The sequence below is a fragment of the Streptomyces sp. NPDC060198 genome, assembly GCF_042728415.1.
Lineage (GTDB): Bacteria > Actinomycetota > Actinomycetes > Streptomycetales > Streptomycetaceae > Streptomyces.
Genome location: NZ_JBHWZJ010000121.1, coordinates 1 through 18,767 on the forward strand (window position 1 = coordinate 1; position 18,767 = coordinate 18,767).

The following is an 18,767-nucleotide window of genomic DNA, read 5'->3' on the forward strand; positions in this document are numbered from 1 at the left end:
GGCCTTGTCGTGCCGGGCACGGCACCGGGGCCTCAGGTCCGGGTTGCGACCTCAGGCCTTGTGCAGCGTCAGGCCGTGTGCAGCGTCAGGCCGTAGCGGTTGAGGATCTCGTTGATGGGCTGGTACCAGGTCTCGCCGCCCGTGGAGCAGTTGCCCCAGCCGCCGGAGGTGACGCCCTGGGCCTGGTCGCCGCTGATGAACGAGCCGCCCGAGTCGCCTCCTTCGGCGCAGACGTTGGTCTTCGTCATCTGGTAGACCGCGCCCTGGCTGTAGTTGACCGTCTCGTTCTTGGCGAGGACGGTCCCGCAGTGCCAGTGGGTGGTGGAGCCGGAGCGGCAGATGGAGGCGCCGATCGGAGCCTCGGCGGAGCCGCGTACCAGCTGGTCGGAGACGGTCCCCCAGCCGAGGACCACCGGAACCGTCCACCACCCGTTGGCGACGTTCACCCAGGCGTAGTCGTCGCCGGGGAAGGTCGATCCCTGGAAGTTGCCGATGGCCGATCCGTCCCAACCCCGGACCGCCGCGCCGGCCTGGGAGCAGTGTCCGGCGGTGACGAACCCGCCGTACACCGAGAAGCCTATGGAGCAGCGGACGTTGCCGGTGTAGTACGGGTCACCGCCCACAGTTCCGGCGGACAAGGTCTTCGGCGCTTGGGCGACTTGACGCACCGTCACCGGACCCTCGTGACGGGCTCGCGTCAGGAACGAGCGGACCTCGTCGTCCTTCGCGGAGGCGGCGGCGACGTCCACGACGACGGACCCGGCCTTCGCGTCGACGTGCCAGCTCGTCACACCGTCAGGCGCGTCGAGCGCGTCGATGCCCGACTTGGTCCGGTCGAGGGCGCGTTGGGTGTGGGCGACGAGCTTCACGTCCGCCCCGGCCGCCCGGACGGCGGCGGCGGCTTTCGCGTCGGTGACCCCGACGGTGAGCTTCCCGGTCCCGGCGTCGAACCAGGACCCTCCGTACGAGGCTCCGGCGGCGCGGCGCGCGGCCGGCTCCTGGGCGGTGGCGGTCTTCTCCGCGGCGATCCTGGCCTTGGCCTGCGCGGGCGTCAGGCCGAGGTCCTTGGTCATGGCCGCGAGCAGTCCCGCCGAGGCGGGCTGCGAGGCGGCGGGAGCGTCGTCGACCGTCGATGCCGAGGCGGGCCCGATGGTCGCCCAGGCGCCGACGACGAGGAGCGCGGACAGGCCGACGCGCAGGGTGTTCAGGTGTCTCAAGGGAGTGCCCTTCTGGTGTTCCGATGTGTGGGGGTGGAACAGCAGGTGTCCGAGACCGCTCCCTGGACGTTCGTCTGAGAGCGCTCTCAGGCCGTGCATGCGACTCTAATGCAGCAGAAAGGTCAGGTCCATGCCAAGTACGTGATCGACCGGAGTCCCAACCGGTCTGCTCCATCGACCACATGGCGAACTCGGCAGACCCGGCACGAGGTCCGGCCGCACCCCGTACCCGGGCGTCACGGCGCACGGTAAGGCGATACGCACCGGCGTCCGGCCGGTCTCGATCGGGCGAACTCCGGACGGCTCGACCGAGCGGCTTCCGGACGGGCTCGGCAGGGTGACCCCGTCGCACCGATGACCGCGGGGCGAGCGTCCGGGCGTCGTCGAGGCCGCGTTTCCGGCCTCCCGGGAACACCTGCGCGCCGCGGACGGCCGGATCATCGAAACAAGCGCCCTGGTACGGCAGTTCGTACGGGAGTATCGTCATCGCCCGGAGAGAGGGCGTCGAGCATGATCAGGCGCGTGACCCCCCTCCTGCTGAAGTGGCTCGTCCACGCGCTGCTCGTCGTCGCCGCAGTCGGCAGCATCCCGCTTCAGCGGGAGGACATCATGTGGAGCTCCTTGATCATCGCGTTCGTCGTCGTCGGTATCCGGCGCCTGGTACTCCGCCACTTCCCCGCCGAAGCGGGCGACGAGGAGGGAAACGGGTGAGCCGTTCCGCCAGCGGCAACTCAGCCCCGAGGGCGGGGCGGAACCGAGGAATGCGGATGGCCGCGGCCCCGCCCCGGTTACCGGTGGAGGTGAGCACTCCGCGAGGTGGACACCGCCCGCCATCGCGGCGCGGCGGACTCCCGCTTCAGCCCTGGCCGACGCGGAACGCCTTCGCGGCCTCCTCCAGCCGGTCGACGTAATCCTTCCACCAGGCCGCCTCTTCCGACGGGAGGTTGTCACCCCGGGACCTGTAGCCGACCTCCCCGTCGACGAGTTCACGGACGATGTCGGCATGCCCCGCGTGGCGGTGCGTCTCGGTGGTCACGTGCACCAAAATCTGATGGAGCGTCACCTCACGTCTGGTCTCGGACCACCACGGCACGGTGCCGGGTGCGTCGAGCGGCAGCGCGGCGACGGTGGAGTCCGAGTGCTGCCACACGCGCCGGTAGCGTGCGACGACCTCCTCGCGGCTCTCCTCCTCGGTCGCCCACATGTCGGCGTTGGCCTCGGCGTCGTCGTCGAGCCACGGGAAGGGCTCCCGCGAGGGCCTGCCGAAGGTCTCGCCGAAGTAGCCCAGTTCGACCCCGGAGAGGTGCTTGACCAGGCCCAGCAGATTGGTCCCGGTCCGCGTCAGCGGGCGGCGCACGTCGTACTCGCAGAGCCCTTCCAGCTTCCGCAGGAGGGTGTCGCGGGCGGCCTGCAAGGACGACTGAAGATCGTCCTTGGGGTGTGATCGGCTCATCCGCCAAGTCTCCCACTCCGTACCGACAGCGCACCGCCGGCTGTTCCCGCCCCGCCCGGCGCGGCGAGGCTGCCTCGAAGGTCTCTCCGGCTCACGGGGTCAGGAGCGGCAGTCCCGCGTCACGCCAGAGCGCGCGCCGTGCCGCCCCGGACTCCGCCCGCTCCGGGGACGGGCCCCGGCCTCCGGCCTCACCCCGGGTGCGCCAGTGGTGGACGTCCGCTCCTGCGCCGGGTCCCGCCACGAGCTTCCGCCAGCCCGGGTCCCCGCACGCGGCGAAGTCCGCCCACGACCGCATCATGCGCCCCGCGAGTTCACGGTCGGCGTCGCCCGGCGGCCCACCTATGAGGAAGTGGACGCTCTCGTCGTCGAGCGTGCCGAAGGCGAACGGGACATCGGCGCAGTGCCACGCCCGCACCGGGCGGGCCGGAGAACCACCGGACCCGCGGTCGAAGCGGGCCAGGAAGACCGTGCCGCCCGCCCGCGCGTGGGCTTCGGCGAGGCGGTCGCTGTACTCGGCGAAGAACAAGTCTCCCTGGATCGCCAGGTACGTCTCGCGGACGGAGGCACCCGCCGCCCGGTCCCGGTATCCCCGGACCAGTGCGACAGAGAGCCCGAAGTCGCGGGCGAAGGTACCGAGCAGGGCCTCCGTACCGATGTCGGCGCTGCTGCCGACCGCTTCGAAGAGGGTGTACTCCTCGGTCGTGCGGCAGACGAGGAGTTCGACGTCCTTCGCCGCGGGGCTGCCCGTGCGGGCGGCGGTCAGCGGATCGGCGTGCAGCAGGGTGCCGTCGACGACCGGTCCGAAGATCGCCGGGTCGTGGTGGCGCCGGCCGGCCGCGGGGTTCCGGCGGCACGCCTCCACCACGGCCTCGGACGCGGCGACGAGCAACTGCGGGGGTGCGGCGAGCAGCGCCTCGCGGGTGGCGGCGACACCCGCCGCCGCCGCGACCTCCTCCGTGGTGCGGGCAGCCGATTCGGCCGTGGCGCAAGAGTTCACGGCGGAGTGCAGCACGGCCCGCCGGAACAGCCCCCTCGCGCGGTCCACGGCCATGAGGCAGGCGATGGAGGTGGCACCCGCCGACTGGCCGGCCACGGTGACCCGGTCCGCGTCACCTCCGAAGGCGGCGCTGTTGTCGCGCACCCACTCCAGGGCGGCGATCTGGTCGAGCAGTCCGCGGTTGTCGGGGCAGCGGTCCACGTCCACGGCCGCGCCCTCTCCCCCGTCCCTCGCCGTCGGGATGGCGCCGGGCACGTGGCCGAACCCTTCGAAGCCCAGGCGGTAGTTGCAGCTCACGACCACCATGCCGAGCCCCGCGAGGGCCGCGCCGTCGAAGTCGGGCTGGGCCGAGGAGCCGAAGGCGAAGGCGCCTCCGTGGATCCACACCAGGACGGGGAGCGAGTCGCCGGGCCCTCCCGGCGTCCATACGTTGACCGTCAGGATGTCCTCGTCCCCGGGCTGCCAGCCGGGCGCGCCGGGGAGTTCGGCCGACTGCGGGGCCACCGGGCCGAATCCGAGACACGGGCGAACGCCGCCCCATGCCCGGACCGGCCGGGGCTCCCGGAACCGGTGGGGCCCGAACGGCGGTGCCGCGTACGGGATTCCGAGCACGGCCGTGACGAGCGGAGCCCGTTCGGCCGGCCGTCCTCGTACCGCTCCTGACCTCGTCGTGAACACAACCACCGCTGCTTCCCCCTGTCGTCGCCCGGCCGCCACCGGGCCAGGGCCCCAGGATGGCGACGGGAGCGGGGCGGGCGCCAACACCGGGACCGGGGTCATTGACACGGCTGCGATGTGAATGGGTCCGTACGTCCCCGGACGTACCCGATCGGAGGCCGTACGGCAGACCGGCCGCTCCGGCGGGATGTCCGCCCGGGGTCGTGCTCGCCCGTGGGCCTCCGCCGTCGCGCTCCTCGGCAAGACCTCGCCCTGCCGGGCCGGGGCGCACCCTTTACCGCTCCGTCAACCCGGTTTAGGGACAACGGAGTTGACCATACGCCCCAGGAATGCATAGCTTGAACCTGTTCAACTTCGAACGCGTTCAACTTTGATGAGGTGTGGGGATGGCAGGTCGCTCGGTTCGCACGGGGCAGTCCGTGCTCGTCTTCATCGCGGCGGCGGCCACGATTCCCGCGCTGGCCATCGGCCTGCCGACCGGACTCGCTCCCATCTTCCTGCTCGTAACCGCACCGGTGGCCGTCCCGCTCCTGCTGCGGGACGAGCCGCGGCTCTTCGCCCGGGCTTCCATGATCGTCGGAACGATCCTGCTGGCCGCGGCGGTGGTGGGGTTCCTCCTGGGGCTGTTCCTGTTCGTGCCCACCGCGCTGATGCTGCTGGCAGCCGCCTACCTGGACCCGCGTACCCGCCCGAGCGTCCTGTGGGGAATCGCCGCCCTCGGAGCCCCCGTGGCGTGCGGCCTCGCGTTCTACTGCACGTACGACTTCTGACCCGTCCGGGAGGTCCTCGCGTCGCCTGGGCCGCAGCAGGTTTTCCCGAAGGGAGCCCGACGCCTCGGCTCCGTCCCCGTGCCCCGGCCGGAACCCCGCCACCTGGTTGCCTCCTCGATCGTCGTCCGCCGAAGATGCTCCGATGACCGCACACATGACGCCTTCCGCTCCGTCCGGCTTCGCCGTCAAACCGGTACTCGTCGGGGAGAAGGCGCTGCTGCGCCCGTTCTCCGAGGCGGACACCCCTCGGATGATCGAGATCCTTCAGGACCCCGAGGTCGTCCGGTTCACCTTCGAGCCCAGCACGGAACTCACCCCGGAGCTCCTGCGTTCGTGGTACGGCTCGCGCAACGCGCGGGACGACCGTCTCGATCTGGCGGTGACCGACCGCGCCACCGGCGAGCTGGTCGGCGAAGTGGTCCTGTACGAGTGGTCGCCCGCCGAGCGCAGCTGCAGTTTCCGCACCCTGATCGCCGCCGGCGGCCGTGGGCGTGGTCTGGGCACGGAGGCGACGCGTCTGATCGTGGAACACGCCTTCGAGTCGCTGGGGCTGCTGCGGGTGTCCCTGGAGGTGTACAGCACGAACCACCGCGCGCTCCGGGTGTACCAGAAGGTGGGATTCCAGGTGGTGGGTGCGCGCCCGAGAGCCCAGCTCCGCGAGGGAGTGTGGAACGACGAGACGCTGATGGCGGTGACGGCGGACGAGTGGTCCGTCCACCGGGGCAGGCCGTAGGCCCGTCCCCGGAGTATCACTCGCCATGAGGGCACTGACCCTACCGGCGCCCCGCCACCTGCCGGGCGATCGCCGACCGGCCCGCCTCTGACTCCCTCCCGTGAGAGTGAGGTACGGAGCGGCGTGCACGCGCACGAGAGAGGCGCAAGTCCACCGGTCCGGACACGCACAGCGAGCGCGGGAGCCCCGTCGCGGCGGGGCACCTCCGCAAGGTGGCACGGCCGGCCGGTCGGGCACCGGACTTCCTCCCCGCCCCGACAATGACGCCCCCGCGGGCCGGGGGGCGTACGAAAAGAGGCGGGGTACCGGCGCACCTGGGGGGGTGTCCGCCGGACACACCCTGAGCCTCCTCAGCACTTCCCGGCGGGCGGTGCGGGACGACGCTTCGGCAGCCGCGAACAGGGCATACGCGCTTCCGGAGCGCCGTCGCGACGGCGCGCGCGGAGATCTTCCCTTTGCGGCGGGCGCACGACCGGAGTGCAATTGCGGCAGGGGACGGTACGGCTCCGCCATCGGCGAGAGGACATGCAATGAGCGACACCGACCGGGGGGACGACGTCTATCAGCCCCAGCCGGAAGAGGCGTCCGACCCCGACGAACAGCTGGACATCGAGGACACCCTCGTGGACTCCGACCTCGGCGACGCGCTGGACGAGGGGTACTCGCCGCCCGAGCGGCCCTGGGCCGTGGACGACGTGGGAACCACCGCGTCCGAGCAGCACGAAGGAGAGTCGCTGGACAGCAGGCTCTCGCGCGAGCGGCCGGAGGTGGCCGTGAGTGACGGCGACGGGGCCGGGGACCTGTCCGGCGGTGAAGGTGAGCCGTGGGACGACGAGGTCGGTACGGACCGTGCCGGCAGGCTCACGCAGCAGGCGGACGGGACCGTGCCGGCGACGCTCACCGCGAGCGACGTCGGTGTCGACGGGGCCGCGGCCGCCGCGGAGGAGGCCGCCATGCACGTCGTACCCGACGAGGAGCCCTGGCTCCCGGAATGGGACCCCGCCACCCCGCCCGATTCCAGCCCCGACGCCGTGGACGTCGACTCCGGCACCGCGCCCGAGGACGACCCCGCGGCCGGAACCCGCTGAACCGCGGGTGAGCGGGCGACGGGGCGACGGGGCGACGGGGGGCCCTACGCGAGGGACCACGGGACGACGCGCAGCCGTACGGCCGCCCCCTCGGAGACGGCGCGGCGGCGCATCACAGCCCGACTCCACACCGCACAGCAGCCCGACTGCACAGCCCGAGAAGACCACTCCCGAGAGAGCCAGGAGCACCCCATGACCGGCACCTCCCCGACCGGAACCGCTCAGATCGGCGTGACGGGGCTCGCGGTGATGGGCCGCAACCTCGCCCGCAACTTCGCGCGCAACGGGTACACCGTCGCCGTGCACAACCGCACGACGGCGAAGACCGACGCCTTGGTGGAGGAGTTCGGCGGTGAGGGCGACTTCGTCGCCGCGCGCTCGCCGCAGGAGTTCGTCGACGCCCTGGAGCGGCCCCGGCGGCTGGTCGTCATGGTGAAGGCGGGCAAGCCCACGGACGCGGTGATCCAGGAGTTCGCGCCCCTGCTGGAAGAGGGCGACGTCATCATCGACGGCGGCAACGCCCACTTCGAGGACACCCGGCGCCGCGAGAAGGAGCTGCGGGAGCGCGGGCTGCACTTCGTCGGCACGGGCATCTCCGGGGGCGAGGAGGGTGCGCTGAACGGGCCGAGCATCATGCCAGGTGGCTCTCCTGAGTCGTACGACAGCCTCGGCCCGATGCTCGAGAAGATCTCCGCGAAGGCCGACGATGGGGCCCCGTGCGTCACCCACCTCGGCCCGGACGGCGCCGGCCACTATGTCAAAATGGTACATAACGGCATTGAGTATGCGGACATGCAGCTCATCGCCGAGGCGTACCACCTGCTCCGCGCCGTGGCCGGGTACTCCCCCGCTCAGATCGCGGACATCTTCCGCACCTGGAACACCGGGCGCCTGGACTCCTACCTCATCGAGATCACCGCTGAGGTGCTCTCCCACGTCGATGCGGCGACCGGGAAGCCCTTCGTGGATGTCGTGCTCGACCAGGCGGAGCAGAAGGGCACCGGCCGCTGGACCGTGCAGATCGCCCTCGACCTGGGCGTTCCCGTCTCAGGCATCGCCGAGGCCGTCTTCGCACGCTCCGTCTCCGGCCACGCCGATCTCCGGGACGCCTCACGTACCCTCGCGGGTCCGACCGCCCGCAAGCTGGGTGAGGGCGAGGCAGCAGCCTTCGCCGACCAGGTCGAGCAGGCCCTTTACGCCTCGAAGATCGTCGCCTACACGCAGGGCTTCCACGAGATCTCGGCCGGCAGCGAGCAGTACGACTGGGACATCGACCTGGGCAGGGTCGCCTCGATCTGGCGGGGCGGATGCATCATCCGGGCCGCGTTCCTCGACAGGATCACCAGCGCCTACGAGGCCCAGCCCCGGATGCCCAGCCTCCTCTCCGACAAGAGCTTCGCCGAGGAGATCGCCAACGCCCAGGACGACTGGCGCCACGTGATCGCCACCGCCGTCACCCAGGGCGTCCCCACCCCCGCCTTCGCCGCCACCCTCGCCTACTACGACTCCCTGCGCGCCGAACGCCTGCCCGCCGCGCTCACCCAGGGCCAGCGCGACTACTTCGGTGCACACACCTACCGGCGAGTCGACCGAGACGGCACCTTCCACACGCTCTGGGGTGGCGACAGGACCGAAGCCGAAAGCTGAGCAGCCCAACCGAGCGGGTTCCCGGAACCGCCCGCCCCTCCCCCACCGCTCTGCGGTGGGGGTTCCGAACCGCCGAGCCCGAAGGACCCACCGGCGCCTTCGCCGCTGCACGGCGGGGCGGGGCGGGCGAACCTGACCTCCGGATGATGAGCGGTCTCCCCCCTCGCTGGACGTGGACGTGAGATACAGCGGCACCTGGTGGCGGTCTCGCGGTGAACATCGGCCCGGGGGGCCGCTGCCGGCCCGGGGGTCGTGCGCGGGTCGTGCCGGTCAGCCGCGCGGCCTCTGGAGGTAGTCGTAGTAGTGCTCGTCGCCCACCAGGACCGAGGTGACGTACGCGGGCAGCCCGTCGGCGTCCCGTTCGACCTCCTGCGAGGTCTGTCGGGTGAAACCGAGCGACACTCCGGGGATCACCGGGTACTCGGGGCGTGAGGTGTCGACCGTCCAGCCCCGCCCGGTGGCGTGTCGGAAGAGCTCTGCGGCGGGGGTGGTGAACACCTCGTCCTTCTCCAGCAGGACGCGCGTGGCGGAGGTGCGGCCCTCGCCGGGCCACCACAGCTCGACGGCGGTGACGCGGGTCCCGTCGCCTTCGAGCAGTGCCTGTACGCCAACGTGGTCGAGGGTCCACGAGACCTTCGCCGAGTTCCTGCCGGGGCGGGGCAGCACCCTGGGCCGGGCCCCAGGCCTCGGGCGCGACAGTGCCAACCGCCTTTCTCCCTGCGCCCCTTGGCTATCGGGCCCTCGGGGGCCATCCGGGTGTGCGGGTTGGTGACGTGGCCGGTATCGGGCCCTCGGGGGCCAATCGGGTGTGCGGGTTGGTGACGTGGCCGGGTCGTCCACCGGGAGGGCGAGCCGCCGTCCGAGAGCTGCTCGACGAGCGCGTATCAGAGCGGTGGAGAGGACCTCACGGAGCCCGGGCCGCAGCACGCATCGCCGCGCCCCCTGCTGCGTCGGGCGTCCGGGACCGCGGACGGCTCCGCTGACGTGGACTCATTCTCCGTATTTCCCGCGCTTTTCCCTCATCCAGGCCCCGGCTGCCTCCGAACCCCTTGTGAACCATCACCCACCATGTCAGCCCTCGTGTCCGGCAGGTCGACACCTCAGGCAGAACCCCTTCCGGCGCCCCTGTCGGCACCACGTCTCCGGGACATCGCCATGACTGCAACAGCCGTCACCACCAGGACCACGACCGCGAGGACGACTTCGGCCACGGCGGCCCCGCCCGACGGCACCGGAACGCTCGCGGTCCCGCTGCCTTCCGGGCTCCGGGCCCCCTCGCTCGCCCGCCGCACGACGGCCGGCTTCCTGCGCCGTTTCTGGCCCGGACTCGCCCCACAACGCCGCGACGACTTCCTGCTGATCGTCTCCGAACTGGTCACGAACGCCGTCCGGCACGCGCCCGGGCCCAGCACCCTGACGCTCACCACCGCATCCGGTGCCCTGGACATCGCGGTGACCGACCACTCGCGCGTACCGCCCGCACCACGGGCCCCGGACCGGGCCGACGGCACCGGCGGCATGGGCCTGCACATCGCCGAGGACCTGGGGGCCAGGGTCTTCACTCAGGTGTTGGCCGACGGCAAGTGCGTGCACGCGGCGTTCGCCGCCTCCTCGGAGAGCAACGAAGCTGCGGGGCGGGGCGGTAGGTAGGCGTAGGGCGCGCGAGGCGCGCGCGGGGCCCCGTCGGGAATGGCCCGGCGGGGCTTTGCCGGTCCGGGCCCGAGAAGAAATCGAGCGGTCTGCTCATACCTCACCACCTCGGCGACGAATACCTGCGTGAGAGCGGAACGCTCGATCGGCAGCGACTGAAGGAGTGCTCATGACGGGACAGCGACTCGAAGTGACGAGCCCCGGGCCTTCCGTCACCCGCGACCGACAGGTGATCGCGGATCCCTCGCTCTCCGGCACGGAGAAGAAGCTCGCGGGAGTGCTCGCGGACGTGGCGAAGGTGGAGGGAGTCACCGCCGACAGCAACTTCTTCACCGATCTGGGAGCCGACTCCCTCGTCATGGCGCACTTCTGCGCCCGTGTCAGGAAGCAGCCGGATCTGCCCCCGGTGTCGATGCACGACGTCTACCGTTCTCCGACCATCCGTGGCCTGGCCCGCTCGCTCGAGAAGCTCGCACCGCCAGGGCCCGAGCGGAACACACCGATACCCGCCGCACCGCCCAACGCTCGCGTCGGCACGACCCCCCGCACACCGCCCCCGGCGACGTCGGCGGGGACGAGCCGCCGCCGACTGGTGACGTGCGGCGCACTGCAGCTGCTGGGCTTCCTCGGCTACGCCCTTCTCCTCGCCGTCGTCACGTCCAGGGGCTACGACTGGATTTCCGCCGCGGCCACCCTGCCCGCCTCCTACCTCCGGTCGGTCGTGTTCGGAGCCGGGCTGCTCGTCGTCCTGTGTGCCCTGCCCGTCATCGCCAAGTGGCTGCTGATCGGTGTGTGGAAGCCCCGGCGGTTTCCCGTCTGGAGTCTCACGTACGTCCGGTTCTGGCTGGTCAAGGCGCTCGTCCGGTCGAGCCCGCTGGTCCTGTTCGTGGGCTCCCCCCTCTACCCGCTCTACCTGCGGGCCCTCGGTGCGCACATCGGCCGGGGCGTGACGTTCCTGTCCCGAACCGTTCCGGTCTGCGCGGACCTCCTGGTGATCGGCGACGGCACGGTCGTCCGCAAGGACGCACTCGTCAGCTGCTACCGCGCACGTGACGGGATGATCGAGACGGGCCCCGTCGCCATCGGGCGCGACGCGGTCGTGTGCGAGGCGACGGTGCTCGACATCGGCACCTCGCTCGGTGACGGATCCCAGCTCGGGCACGCTTCTTCCCTGCACACCGGGCAGGCGGTCCCGGACGGCGCACACTGGCACGGATCGCCGGCCCGGGCCACGGACACCGAGTTCGGGACGGTGGAACCCGTCCGGTGCGGCACCCTCAGGCGGGCCGCGGCCGGGGCCGGCCTGCTGCTCGCGATGCTGACGGTGTACGTGCCGCTGATGGTCGGAGTCCTGGACGTCCTGCTCTCCCGGATCCTGGCGGGGTCCACCCCGTTGGACCGGGGTCAGGCAGCCGTGACGAGCTGGACCCTCTACGCCGACGTGCTGGCGGCCACCGCGGTCGCCTTCTCCGGTGCCGTTCTGGCCGCCCTCCTCGTGATGGGCACGCTTCCCCGCCTGCTCGGGGCACTCGTGAAGCCGGGGCGGACGTATCCGCTGTTCGGAATCCACCACGCACTGCACCGGGCAACCGCGCTGCTCACCAACCGGAACTCCCTGACCAGACTGTTCGGCGACAGCGCGTTCATCGTGCACTACCTCCGGTGGATCGGGTACGACCTCTCCCGGGTGGAGCAGACCGGTTCGAACTTCGGCACCCGGGTCAAGCACGAGAGCCCCTTCCTGAGCAGGGTGGGAACCGGGACCATGGTCGCGGACGGTCTCTCCCTGATGAACGCGGAGTACTCCAGCACCTCGTTCCGCCTGTCGGGAACCTCGATCGGCGCACACAACTTCCTGGGCAACCGGATCGCCTACCCTCCGGGCGGCAGAACCGGCGACAACTGCCTCCTGGCGACCAAGGTGATGGTCCCGGTGGACGGTCCGCTCCGGCACGACGTCGGGCTGCTCGGATCCCCCTCCTTCGAGATCCCCCGGTCGGTACTGCGCGACAGCACGTTCGACGAGTTGGCGCGGGGAGGCGGACTGCGCCGCCGCATGGCGGCGAAGGCCCGGCACAACGCCGTGTCGATGGCGGCGTACCTGTTCACCGGCTGGCTGTACTTCTTCCTCGTCACCGCGGTGTTCGCATGCGCGGCGAGCCTGTACCCGCAGTGGGGAACGATGGTGATCGCCGCGGCCAACGCCGTCGTGCTGCCCTTCACCTTCCTCTACTTCGTCCTGGTCGAACGGATCGTCACGGCCCTGCACCCCCAGGGACCGCTGTTCTGCTCGATCTACGACCGGCGCTTCTGGCACCGGGAGCGGTACTGGAAGGTCCCGTCCGAGACGTATCTGCAGGCCCTCAACGGCACCCCCTTCAAGAACGTCGTCTGGCGCCTGCTCGGTGTGCACATCGGCTCCCGGGTCTTCGACGACGGTTGCAGCCTGACGGAGCGCGCCATGGTCACCGTCTCAGACGGATGCACCCTCAACGCGGGCAGCGTCGTGCAGTGCCACTCGCAGGAGGACGGCACGTTCAAGTCCGACCGCAGTGTGCTCGGCTCCGGGTGCACCCTCGGCGTCGGAGCGCTCGTGCACTACGGCGTGACGGTCGGGGACGGGGCCGAACTGGGCGCCGACTCCTTCCTGATGAAGGGCGAGACCGTTCCGGAGCACGCCCGCTGGGCGGGGAATCCGGCCCGCCCGGTGTCCGACGACAGTGGAGGTGAACGGTGATGGCGACGACAGCCCGGACCGACGGACGCGTCCCGGGATCAGCGGTACCCGACGCCGGCGGTCGCACCACCGTCCCGCGATGGACCACGCATCCCCTGCCCGGCACGGCGGAGACGACCACTCCCCTGCCCGACGACACGGTGGCACGCCTGCACCGGCGGGCCGGCGAACTCGGTGTACCGCTCACCGCGATCCTCCTGGCCGCGCACGCGAAGGTACTGGCCGTACTCTCGGGCGACCCCGTCGTCCGCAGCGGTCTCCGACCCCGGGCCCGGGTCACGCCTCAGGCCCTGGAGGTGGTGGTCTCCCCCGGCAGTTGGCGTGACCTCGTGTTCGCCGCAGCGCGGGCGCGGACGGCCGCCCTCTCCGCCGTGCCCGAGGCACGGCCGGCCGCGCCCCCCGAAGTGGTGTGGGAACAAGCCGACGGGCAGCCTCCCGCCCTGCGCGACGACGACGGCACCGTCCTCGCCGTCGCGGCGGAATCGGACAACGGCACGACCACCCTGCGCCTGCGCTACCGGACCGACGTGATGGACGCGGACCACGCCGCCCGGATCGGCGGCTACCACCTCGCCGCACTCGAACGGATCGCCACCGATCCGGACGCCCCGCACGAGGGAAGCACCCTGGTGTCGGCGGAGGAGGTCCGCCACCAACTCGACACGCTCGCCGGACGGCGCCGCGCACTGCCGGACCGCCGCTGCCACGAACTGTTCGAAGAACGGGCGAGAACGTGTCCGGACACCGTCGCGATCGTGCACGGCGACCGGTCGTGGACGTACCGGGAACTCGACGTACGGGCCAACCGGCTGGCCCACGCCCTCCTCGCCCGCGGGCTGCGCGCCGAGGACGTCGTCGCGGTGGTGACCGGGCGCGGGCTGGGCTGGGCGGCTGCCGTACTCGCCGTCCTCAAGGCGGGCGGGGCCTATCTGCCCGTCGACCCCGAGTGGCCTGCGGAGCGGATGGCCACCACGCTCACCCGCGCGGCGTGCACCCACGTGCTCACCGATCCGGGGAGCGCCACCCACGTGGACCGCGCGCTCGCCTCCCTCCCCGGCACGCACAGGCTCCTCGTTCCGGACATCACCGACCGACCGGGCGACGACCGACCGGGCGACGACGCGTCCCCCGGCGTCGAGGTCGGGCCGGACCAGCTCGCGTACGTGTTCTTCACCTCCGGCTCCACAGGAGAGCCCAAGGGCGCCATGTGTGAGCACGCAGGCTTCCTCAACCACCTCTTCGCCAAGATCGACGACCTGCACGTCGGCGAGGACTCCGTCGTGGCGCAGACCGCTTCCCAGTGCTTCGACATCTCGTTGTGGCAGCTGTTGGCCGCACTGACGACCGGCGGGCGCACACTGCTGGTCGACCGGGAGACGGTCCTCGACACCGACCGGTTCCTGGCCACGATCGCCGAGGAGGGTGTCACCGTCCTCCAGGTCGTGCCCTCGTATCTGGACGTCGTCCTCACCACGCTCGCGCGCAGCCCCCGTGCACTGCCCGACCTGCGGTACGTGTCGGTCACCGGTGAGACGCTCAAGAGCCGGCTCGCCGAGCGGTGGTTCGCCACCGGACCCGGTGTGCCGCTGGTCAACGCCTACGGACTGACCGAGACGTCCGACGACACCAATCACGAGGTGATGTACGAGGCCCCCGCAGACGGCCGCGTTCCCCTCGGCCGCCCCGTGAACAACGTGCGCGTCCACGTGGTGGACGACCAACTGGTACCAGTGCCCCTGGGCGCCCCCGGTGCGATCGTCTTCTCCGGCGTCTGTGTCGGCCGCGGCTACGTCAACGACGCCGAGCGCACCCGACTCGCCTACACGACCGACCCCCACGATCCCGGACGGCGCCTCTTCCGGAGCGGCGACACCGGACGTTGGCTGCCCGACGGGAAGTTGGAGTTCCTGGGTCGCGGGGACACACAGGTGAAGATCCGGGGCTTCCGCATCGAGATCGGGGAGATCGAGAACACGCTGCCGCGCGTCCCCGGCATCCGCGACGGCGCCGTCGTGGTGGCAGGTCCGGAGAACCGCGCCCGGCTCACCGCCTTCTGCACCGGCCCGGCCGCGACCGACCAGGAGTACCTGCGCCGCGGGCTCGAAGACCTGCTGCCCGCCTACATGGTCCCGGACTCCTTCCGCTGTCTGGAGAGCCTGCCGCTCACCGCCGCCGGCAAGACCGACCGGAAGGCACTCACGGCGCTCGCCGAGGGACGCGCCGCGGCCGAGGACACCTGTCAGCCGCCGCGCACCCCCACCGAGCGACGGCTCGTCGCGGCCTGGGCGACCGCACTCGGCACACCCGCCGGGCGGATCGGGCGGCAGGGAAACTTCTTCGACCTGGGAGGCACTTCCCTGTCGGCCGTCCGCCTCCTGGTCTGCCTGGACCGGACAGTCTCCCTGCGCGACCTCACCGGCCACCCGACCCCCGCCGACCTGGCGGAACTGATGGACGCCCGGGACGACCCGGCGACCCGTCTTCCGCAGCCCCCGCCGCCACCGGGCTCCCCCGCCCGCACGGCACAGACCTGAAGTTCCCGCGCACGACACGTCCGAGGAGAACGTCATGCTGTCCGCACTGTTCCGCAGGCCCACGACCGACGCCGAGCCGACCGGCCCCGCCGCGACGTCCGCGGTCACCGAAGGACCTCCCGTACTCGACGCCCGGGGCGCCGCGGATCCGGCCGCCTGGGCCGCCGAGCACCGACGGGCCCTGCGCGACCTGGTCGCCGAACACGGCGCGGTCACGGTCCGCGGCCTCGATCTGCGCACCCCGGAGGATGTGGTGCCGGTCCTCCACCGCTTGGCGGATCCCGCGACGGAGCGGGAGGCTTTCGCTCCTCGCGACACCTACGCCGAGGGCCTCTACTCCTCGTCCGTCTGGCCGCCCAACCAGCCCATGTGCATGCATCACGAGCTGAGTTACACGACCCGGTGCCCCGGCCTGCTCCTCTTCGCGTGCCTCCGGGCACCCGAGGAGGGTGGCGCCACGGCCCTCGCCGACTCGTCCGCCGTACTGGCGGACCTGCCGACGGACGTGACCGAACGGTTCGCACGGCAGGGCTGGCTCCTGACGCGCTCGTACAACGACGAGATCGGCGCCACTCTGCACCAGTCCTTCGGCACCGACGACCACGCCGCCATCGACACGTACTGCCGCGACCACGGCATCGACCGCTCCTGGCAGCCGGACGGATCCCTGCACACCCGGCAGCACCGGAACGCCGTGGTCGGCCATCCGCTCTCCGGCCGCCCCTGCTGGTTCAACCAGATCGCGTTCCTCAACGAGTGGACCCTCGCCCCCGAGGTGCGGGAGTTCCTCGTCGAGGAGTACGGATCCGACAACCTCCCCTTCAACACCCGCTACGGCAACGGCGACCCCGTCTCCCCCGACACCGTCGACCGGATCAACGAGGCGTACGAGGCACACACCGTGCGCCGGCCCTGGCACGCCGGCGAGCTGATGCTCGTCGACAACATCGCCACCGCGCACAGCCGGGAGGCGTACGAGGGGACCCGGGACGTCGTGGTCGGGATGGGAGACCCCGTCTCCCCCGCCCGCTCCCTCCGGCTCGCCACGGACACCGGGAGGGCAGCCGCATGACCACCGTGAACACCGCTCCCGGCACGGCGCCGCCCACGAGCCCGCCGGCCGTACCGCCCTTCGCGGTCATCCCGGGCAGCAAAGTCGAGGACGTGCTCCGGGGCAGGGAGAAGACCGTGGTGGAGGTCGTGGAGGACACGTACCGCCTGCACGGTGCCCTTCAGACCGTCAACCCCCCGTCCTCCTTCCTGCGCTTCCGCGACCGGCCGAGGTCCCGGATCATCGCGCTGCCCGCCTCCCTGGGCGGCGAGAACCCGGTGGACGGCCTCAAGTGGATCTCCAGCTTCCCGGCCAACGTCACGGCCGGCATACCCCGGGCGTCGGCCGTGCTCATCCTCAACGACTACGCCACGGGCTACCCCTTCGCCTGCATGGAGAGCTCGATCATCAGCGCCGCCAGAACCGCGGCGTCCGCGGCGTCCGCCGCCGACCGGCTCAGCGCGGGACGACCGCGTCCCACCCGACTGGGGTTCGTCGGCACCGGCCTGATCGCCCGCTACATCCACACGTATCTCGAGGGAACCGGTTGGTCCTTCGACGCCATCGGGGTGCACGACGTGTCCCCCGACAGCGCGGCCGGTTTCCGGGCCTACCTCGAACAGTCCGGAGCGGTCGGCCGCGTGACCGTGCACCGAAGCGCCGAAGAGGTCGTCCGCCAGAGCGATCTGATCGTCTTCGCCACCGTGGCCGACCGGCCCCACGTGGACGCACCGTCCTGGTTCGCCCACAATCCGGTGGTGCTGCACGTGTCCCTGCGCGACCTCGCGCCGCAGGTACTGCTCAACGCCACCAACGTCGTCGACGACGTCGACCACTGCCTGCGTGCTTCCACCTCTCCCCACCTCACCGAGCAACTCACCGGCAACCGCGACTTCCTGCTCGGCACGCTCGACGACGTCATGGCGGGCCGGGTGACGGTACCGCCCGACCGGCCGGTGGTCTTCTCCCCGTTCGGGCTGGGCGTGCTCGACCTCGCGGTCGGCAAGTACGTCTACGACGAGGTGGCCCGCTCCGGTGAGCTCCGGACCATCGACGACTTCTTCCACGAACTGAGCCGGTACGGCTGATACCGGGCCGACCGGCGTCCACCATCCGCAGCCACCGAGGAGACATCGTGCCCGTCATCTCCGTACCCGAGGCCTTCAACGAGGAGGACCTCTACGTCGACCTCGCCCCGATGATCGGCCACCGGCTCTTCCTCAAGTGCGAGGGGTTCAACTTCGCCGGTTCGATCAAGCTGAAGGCCGCCACCGAAATGGTCGAATCCGCCGAACGCAACGGGATCCTGACACCTGACTCCGTCCTGGTGGAATCCTCCTCCGGCAACCTCGGCGTCGCCCTCAGCATGATCGCGGCCGGCAAGGGCTACCGCTTCATCTGCGTGACCGACTCGCACTGCAACCTGACCACGCGCCAGATGATGGAAGCGCTGGGCAGCCAGGTGCACGTCGTCTCCGACGAGGGTGGCGCCGGCGGCCTGCTGGGCGCCAGGCTCGCGCACGTACGAAGTCTGTGCGCGGCGGACGACCGGCACGTGTGGCTGAGCCAGTACACCAACGCCGACAACTGGAAGGCTCACTACTTCCGGACCGCTCCGGCCATCGCCCACCGGTTTCCGCGGCTGGACGTCCTGTTCGTCGGCGTCGGCACCACGGGCACGCTGATGGGATGCGCGCGCTGGTTCCGCGACGCGCACCGGCCGGTGCGCGTCGTGGCCGTGGACAGCGTCGGTTCGGCCATCTTCGGCGGACCCCCGGGCCGCCGTATGATCCCTGGACTGGGCATGAGCATGCGCCCCCCGCTGCTCGACGAGACGTACGTCGACGAGGCGGTACGCGTCGAGGAGGCCGACAGTGTCCGCACCTGCCGGGCTCTCGCCAGGCGCGGCTTCCTCTTCGGGGGTTCCACCGGAACCGTGGTCAGGGGAGCGGCGGACTGGCTCGCCCGGCGCGGAGAGCCAGACCTCACCACGGTGGCGATCGCACCGGACCTCGGCGAGCGTTACCTCGACACGGTCTACCAGACCAACTGGGTACAGGCCCTCTACGGTGACGAGGCGCTCGTCCCGCAGGAAGCGCTCGTCCCGCACGAACCGTCCGTCGGAACGCCCTGCACACGCGAGCCGGACACGGCCGACCGGCTGGTCCGCTGAGGCCGACGCCTGACACGCCGCCGCCCCCCACATCTGGGG

General features: G+C 71.4%; 15 protein-coding genes. 11 read left to right on the forward strand and 4 right to left on the reverse strand.

Annotated elements, in window-relative coordinates:
• Nucleotides 1–68 precede the first annotated feature (68 nt).
• Entirely contained in the window at nt 69–1,217 is a 1,149-nt protein-coding gene (locus ACFWEP_RS17035; protein ID WP_387370980.1) for a S1 family peptidase, read from the reverse strand.
• A 522-nt stretch (nt 1,218–1,739) separates the two neighbouring features.
• Here ACFWEP_RS17035 and ACFWEP_RS17040 point away from each other — a divergent pair.
• Nucleotides 1,740–1,928, forward strand: a complete 189-nt coding sequence (locus ACFWEP_RS17040) for a hypothetical protein (protein ID WP_387370982.1) — start codon at nt 1,740–1,742, stop codon at nt 1,926–1,928.
• A 145-nt stretch (nt 1,929–2,073) separates the two neighbouring features.
• Here ACFWEP_RS17040 and ACFWEP_RS17045 read toward each other — a convergent pair whose 3' ends face one another.
• Nucleotides 2,074–2,670, reverse strand: a complete 597-nt coding sequence (locus tag ACFWEP_RS17045; protein WP_387370984.1) for a DinB family protein — start codon at nt 2,668–2,670, stop codon at nt 2,074–2,076.
• Nucleotides 2,671–2,761: 91 nt separating this feature from the next.
• Complete coding sequence (locus ACFWEP_RS17050) at nt 2,762–4,351, reverse strand: carboxylesterase/lipase family protein (protein ID WP_387370986.1); 1,590 nt, start codon at nt 4,349–4,351, stop codon at nt 2,762–2,764.
• A gap of 380 nt (nt 4,352–4,731) precedes the next feature.
• Here ACFWEP_RS17050 and ACFWEP_RS17055 point away from each other — a divergent pair, with 380 nt between their 5' ends.
• The 4 genes from ACFWEP_RS17055 to gndA all read left to right on the forward strand — a co-directional run bounded on the left by ACFWEP_RS17055 (nt 4,732) and on the right by gndA (nt 8,583).
• Nucleotides 4,732–5,115, forward strand: coding sequence for a hypothetical protein (locus ACFWEP_RS17055; RefSeq protein WP_387370988.1), 384 nt, complete (start codon nt 4,732–4,734; stop codon nt 5,113–5,115).
• Nucleotides 5,116–5,257: 142 nt separating this feature from the next.
• On the forward strand, nt 5,258–5,848 hold the full coding sequence (locus ACFWEP_RS17060; protein WP_387370990.1) for a GNAT family N-acetyltransferase: 591 nt from the start codon (nt 5,258–5,260) through the stop codon (nt 5,846–5,848).
• 530 nt (nt 5,849–6,378) lie between these two features.
• Complete coding sequence (locus ACFWEP_RS17065; RefSeq protein ID WP_387370992.1) at nt 6,379–6,936, forward strand: DUF5709 domain-containing protein; 558 nt, start codon at nt 6,379–6,381, stop codon at nt 6,934–6,936.
• A 192-nt stretch (nt 6,937–7,128) separates the two neighbouring features.
• Nucleotides 7,129–8,583, forward strand: a complete 1,455-nt coding sequence (gene gndA / locus ACFWEP_RS17070; RefSeq protein WP_387370994.1) for an NADP-dependent phosphogluconate dehydrogenase — start codon at nt 7,129–7,131, stop codon at nt 8,581–8,583.
• 270 nt (nt 8,584–8,853) lie between these two features.
• Here gndA and ACFWEP_RS17075 read toward each other — a convergent pair whose 3' ends face one another.
• Nucleotides 8,854–9,288 carry a hypothetical protein gene (locus ACFWEP_RS17075; protein ID WP_387370996.1) on the reverse strand — a complete coding sequence of 145 codons (435 nt, stop codon included), beginning with the start codon at nt 9,286–9,288 and terminating at the stop codon, nt 8,854–8,856.
• Nucleotides 9,289–9,738: 450 nt separating this feature from the next.
• On the opposite strand from ACFWEP_RS17075, the gene ACFWEP_RS17080 reads away from it, so the two are divergent.
• From ACFWEP_RS17080 to sbnA, 6 genes are all read left to right on the forward strand, one after another.
• Nucleotides 9,739–10,233, forward strand: coding sequence for an ATP-binding protein (locus ACFWEP_RS17080; protein ID WP_387370998.1), 495 nt, complete (start codon nt 9,739–9,741; stop codon nt 10,231–10,233).
• Nucleotides 10,234–10,402: 169 nt separating this feature from the next.
• On the forward strand, nt 10,403–12,970 hold the full coding sequence (locus tag ACFWEP_RS17085) for a Pls/PosA family non-ribosomal peptide synthetase (RefSeq protein WP_387371000.1): 2,568 nt from the start codon (nt 10,403–10,405) through the stop codon (nt 12,968–12,970).
• Nucleotides 12,970–15,504, forward strand: coding sequence for an amino acid adenylation domain-containing protein (locus ACFWEP_RS17090; protein ID WP_387371002.1), 2,535 nt, complete (start codon nt 12,970–12,972; stop codon nt 15,502–15,504). Before ACFWEP_RS17085 ends, ACFWEP_RS17090 begins: the two co-directional genes overlap by 1 nt.
• A 34-nt stretch (nt 15,505–15,538) precedes the next feature.
• The gene (locus tag ACFWEP_RS17095; RefSeq protein ID WP_387371004.1) at nt 15,539–16,576 is read left to right on the forward strand and encodes a TauD/TfdA family dioxygenase; all 1,038 of its coding nucleotides are present in this window, start codon (nt 15,539–15,541) and stop codon (nt 16,574–16,576) included.
• A complete protein-coding gene (gene sbnB / locus ACFWEP_RS17100) occupies nt 16,573–17,643 on the forward strand; it encodes a 2,3-diaminopropionate biosynthesis protein SbnB (RefSeq protein WP_387371006.1) in 1,071 nt (356 codons plus the stop codon). The genes ACFWEP_RS17095 and sbnB overlap by 4 nt, the downstream gene beginning before the upstream one ends.
• Nucleotides 17,644–17,690: 47 nt before the next feature.
• Nucleotides 17,691–18,728, forward strand: a complete 1,038-nt coding sequence (gene sbnA / locus ACFWEP_RS17105; RefSeq protein WP_387371008.1) for a 2,3-diaminopropionate biosynthesis protein SbnA — start codon at nt 17,691–17,693, stop codon at nt 18,726–18,728.
• The last annotated feature ends 39 nt before the right edge of the window (nt 18,729–18,767 follow it).

Excerpts from the sequence above, each read along its gene's own strand:
- ACFWEP_RS17065 (WP_387370992.1), top strand. The coding sequence starts at position 6,379 with ATGAGCGACACCGACCGGGGGGACGACGTCTATCAGCCCCAGCCGGAA.
- ACFWEP_RS17090 (WP_387371002.1), top strand. The coding sequence starts at position 12,970 with ATGGCGACGACAGCCCGGACCGACGGACGCGTCCCGGGATCAGCGGTA.
- gndA (WP_387370994.1), top strand. The coding sequence starts at position 7,129 with ATGACCGGCACCTCCCCGACCGGAACCGCTCAGATCGGCGTGACGGGG.
- ACFWEP_RS17095 (WP_387371004.1), top strand. The coding sequence starts at position 15,539 with ATGCTGTCCGCACTGTTCCGCAGGCCCACGACCGACGCCGAGCCGACC.
- sbnB (WP_387371006.1), top strand. The coding sequence starts at position 16,573 with ATGACCACCGTGAACACCGCTCCCGGCACGGCGCCGCCCACGAGCCCG.
- ACFWEP_RS17080 (WP_387370998.1), top strand. The coding sequence starts at position 9,739 with ATGACTGCAACAGCCGTCACCACCAGGACCACGACCGCGAGGACGACT.
- ACFWEP_RS17085 (WP_387371000.1), top strand. The coding sequence starts at position 10,403 with ATGACGGGACAGCGACTCGAAGTGACGAGCCCCGGGCCTTCCGTCACC.
- ACFWEP_RS17045 (WP_387370984.1), bottom strand. The coding sequence starts at position 2,670 with ATGAGCCGATCACACCCCAAGGACGATCTTCAGTCGTCCTTGCAGGCC.
- ACFWEP_RS17060 (WP_387370990.1), top strand. The coding sequence starts at position 5,258 with ATGACCGCACACATGACGCCTTCCGCTCCGTCCGGCTTCGCCGTCAAA.
- ACFWEP_RS17055 (WP_387370988.1), top strand. The coding sequence starts at position 4,732 with ATGGCAGGTCGCTCGGTTCGCACGGGGCAGTCCGTGCTCGTCTTCATC.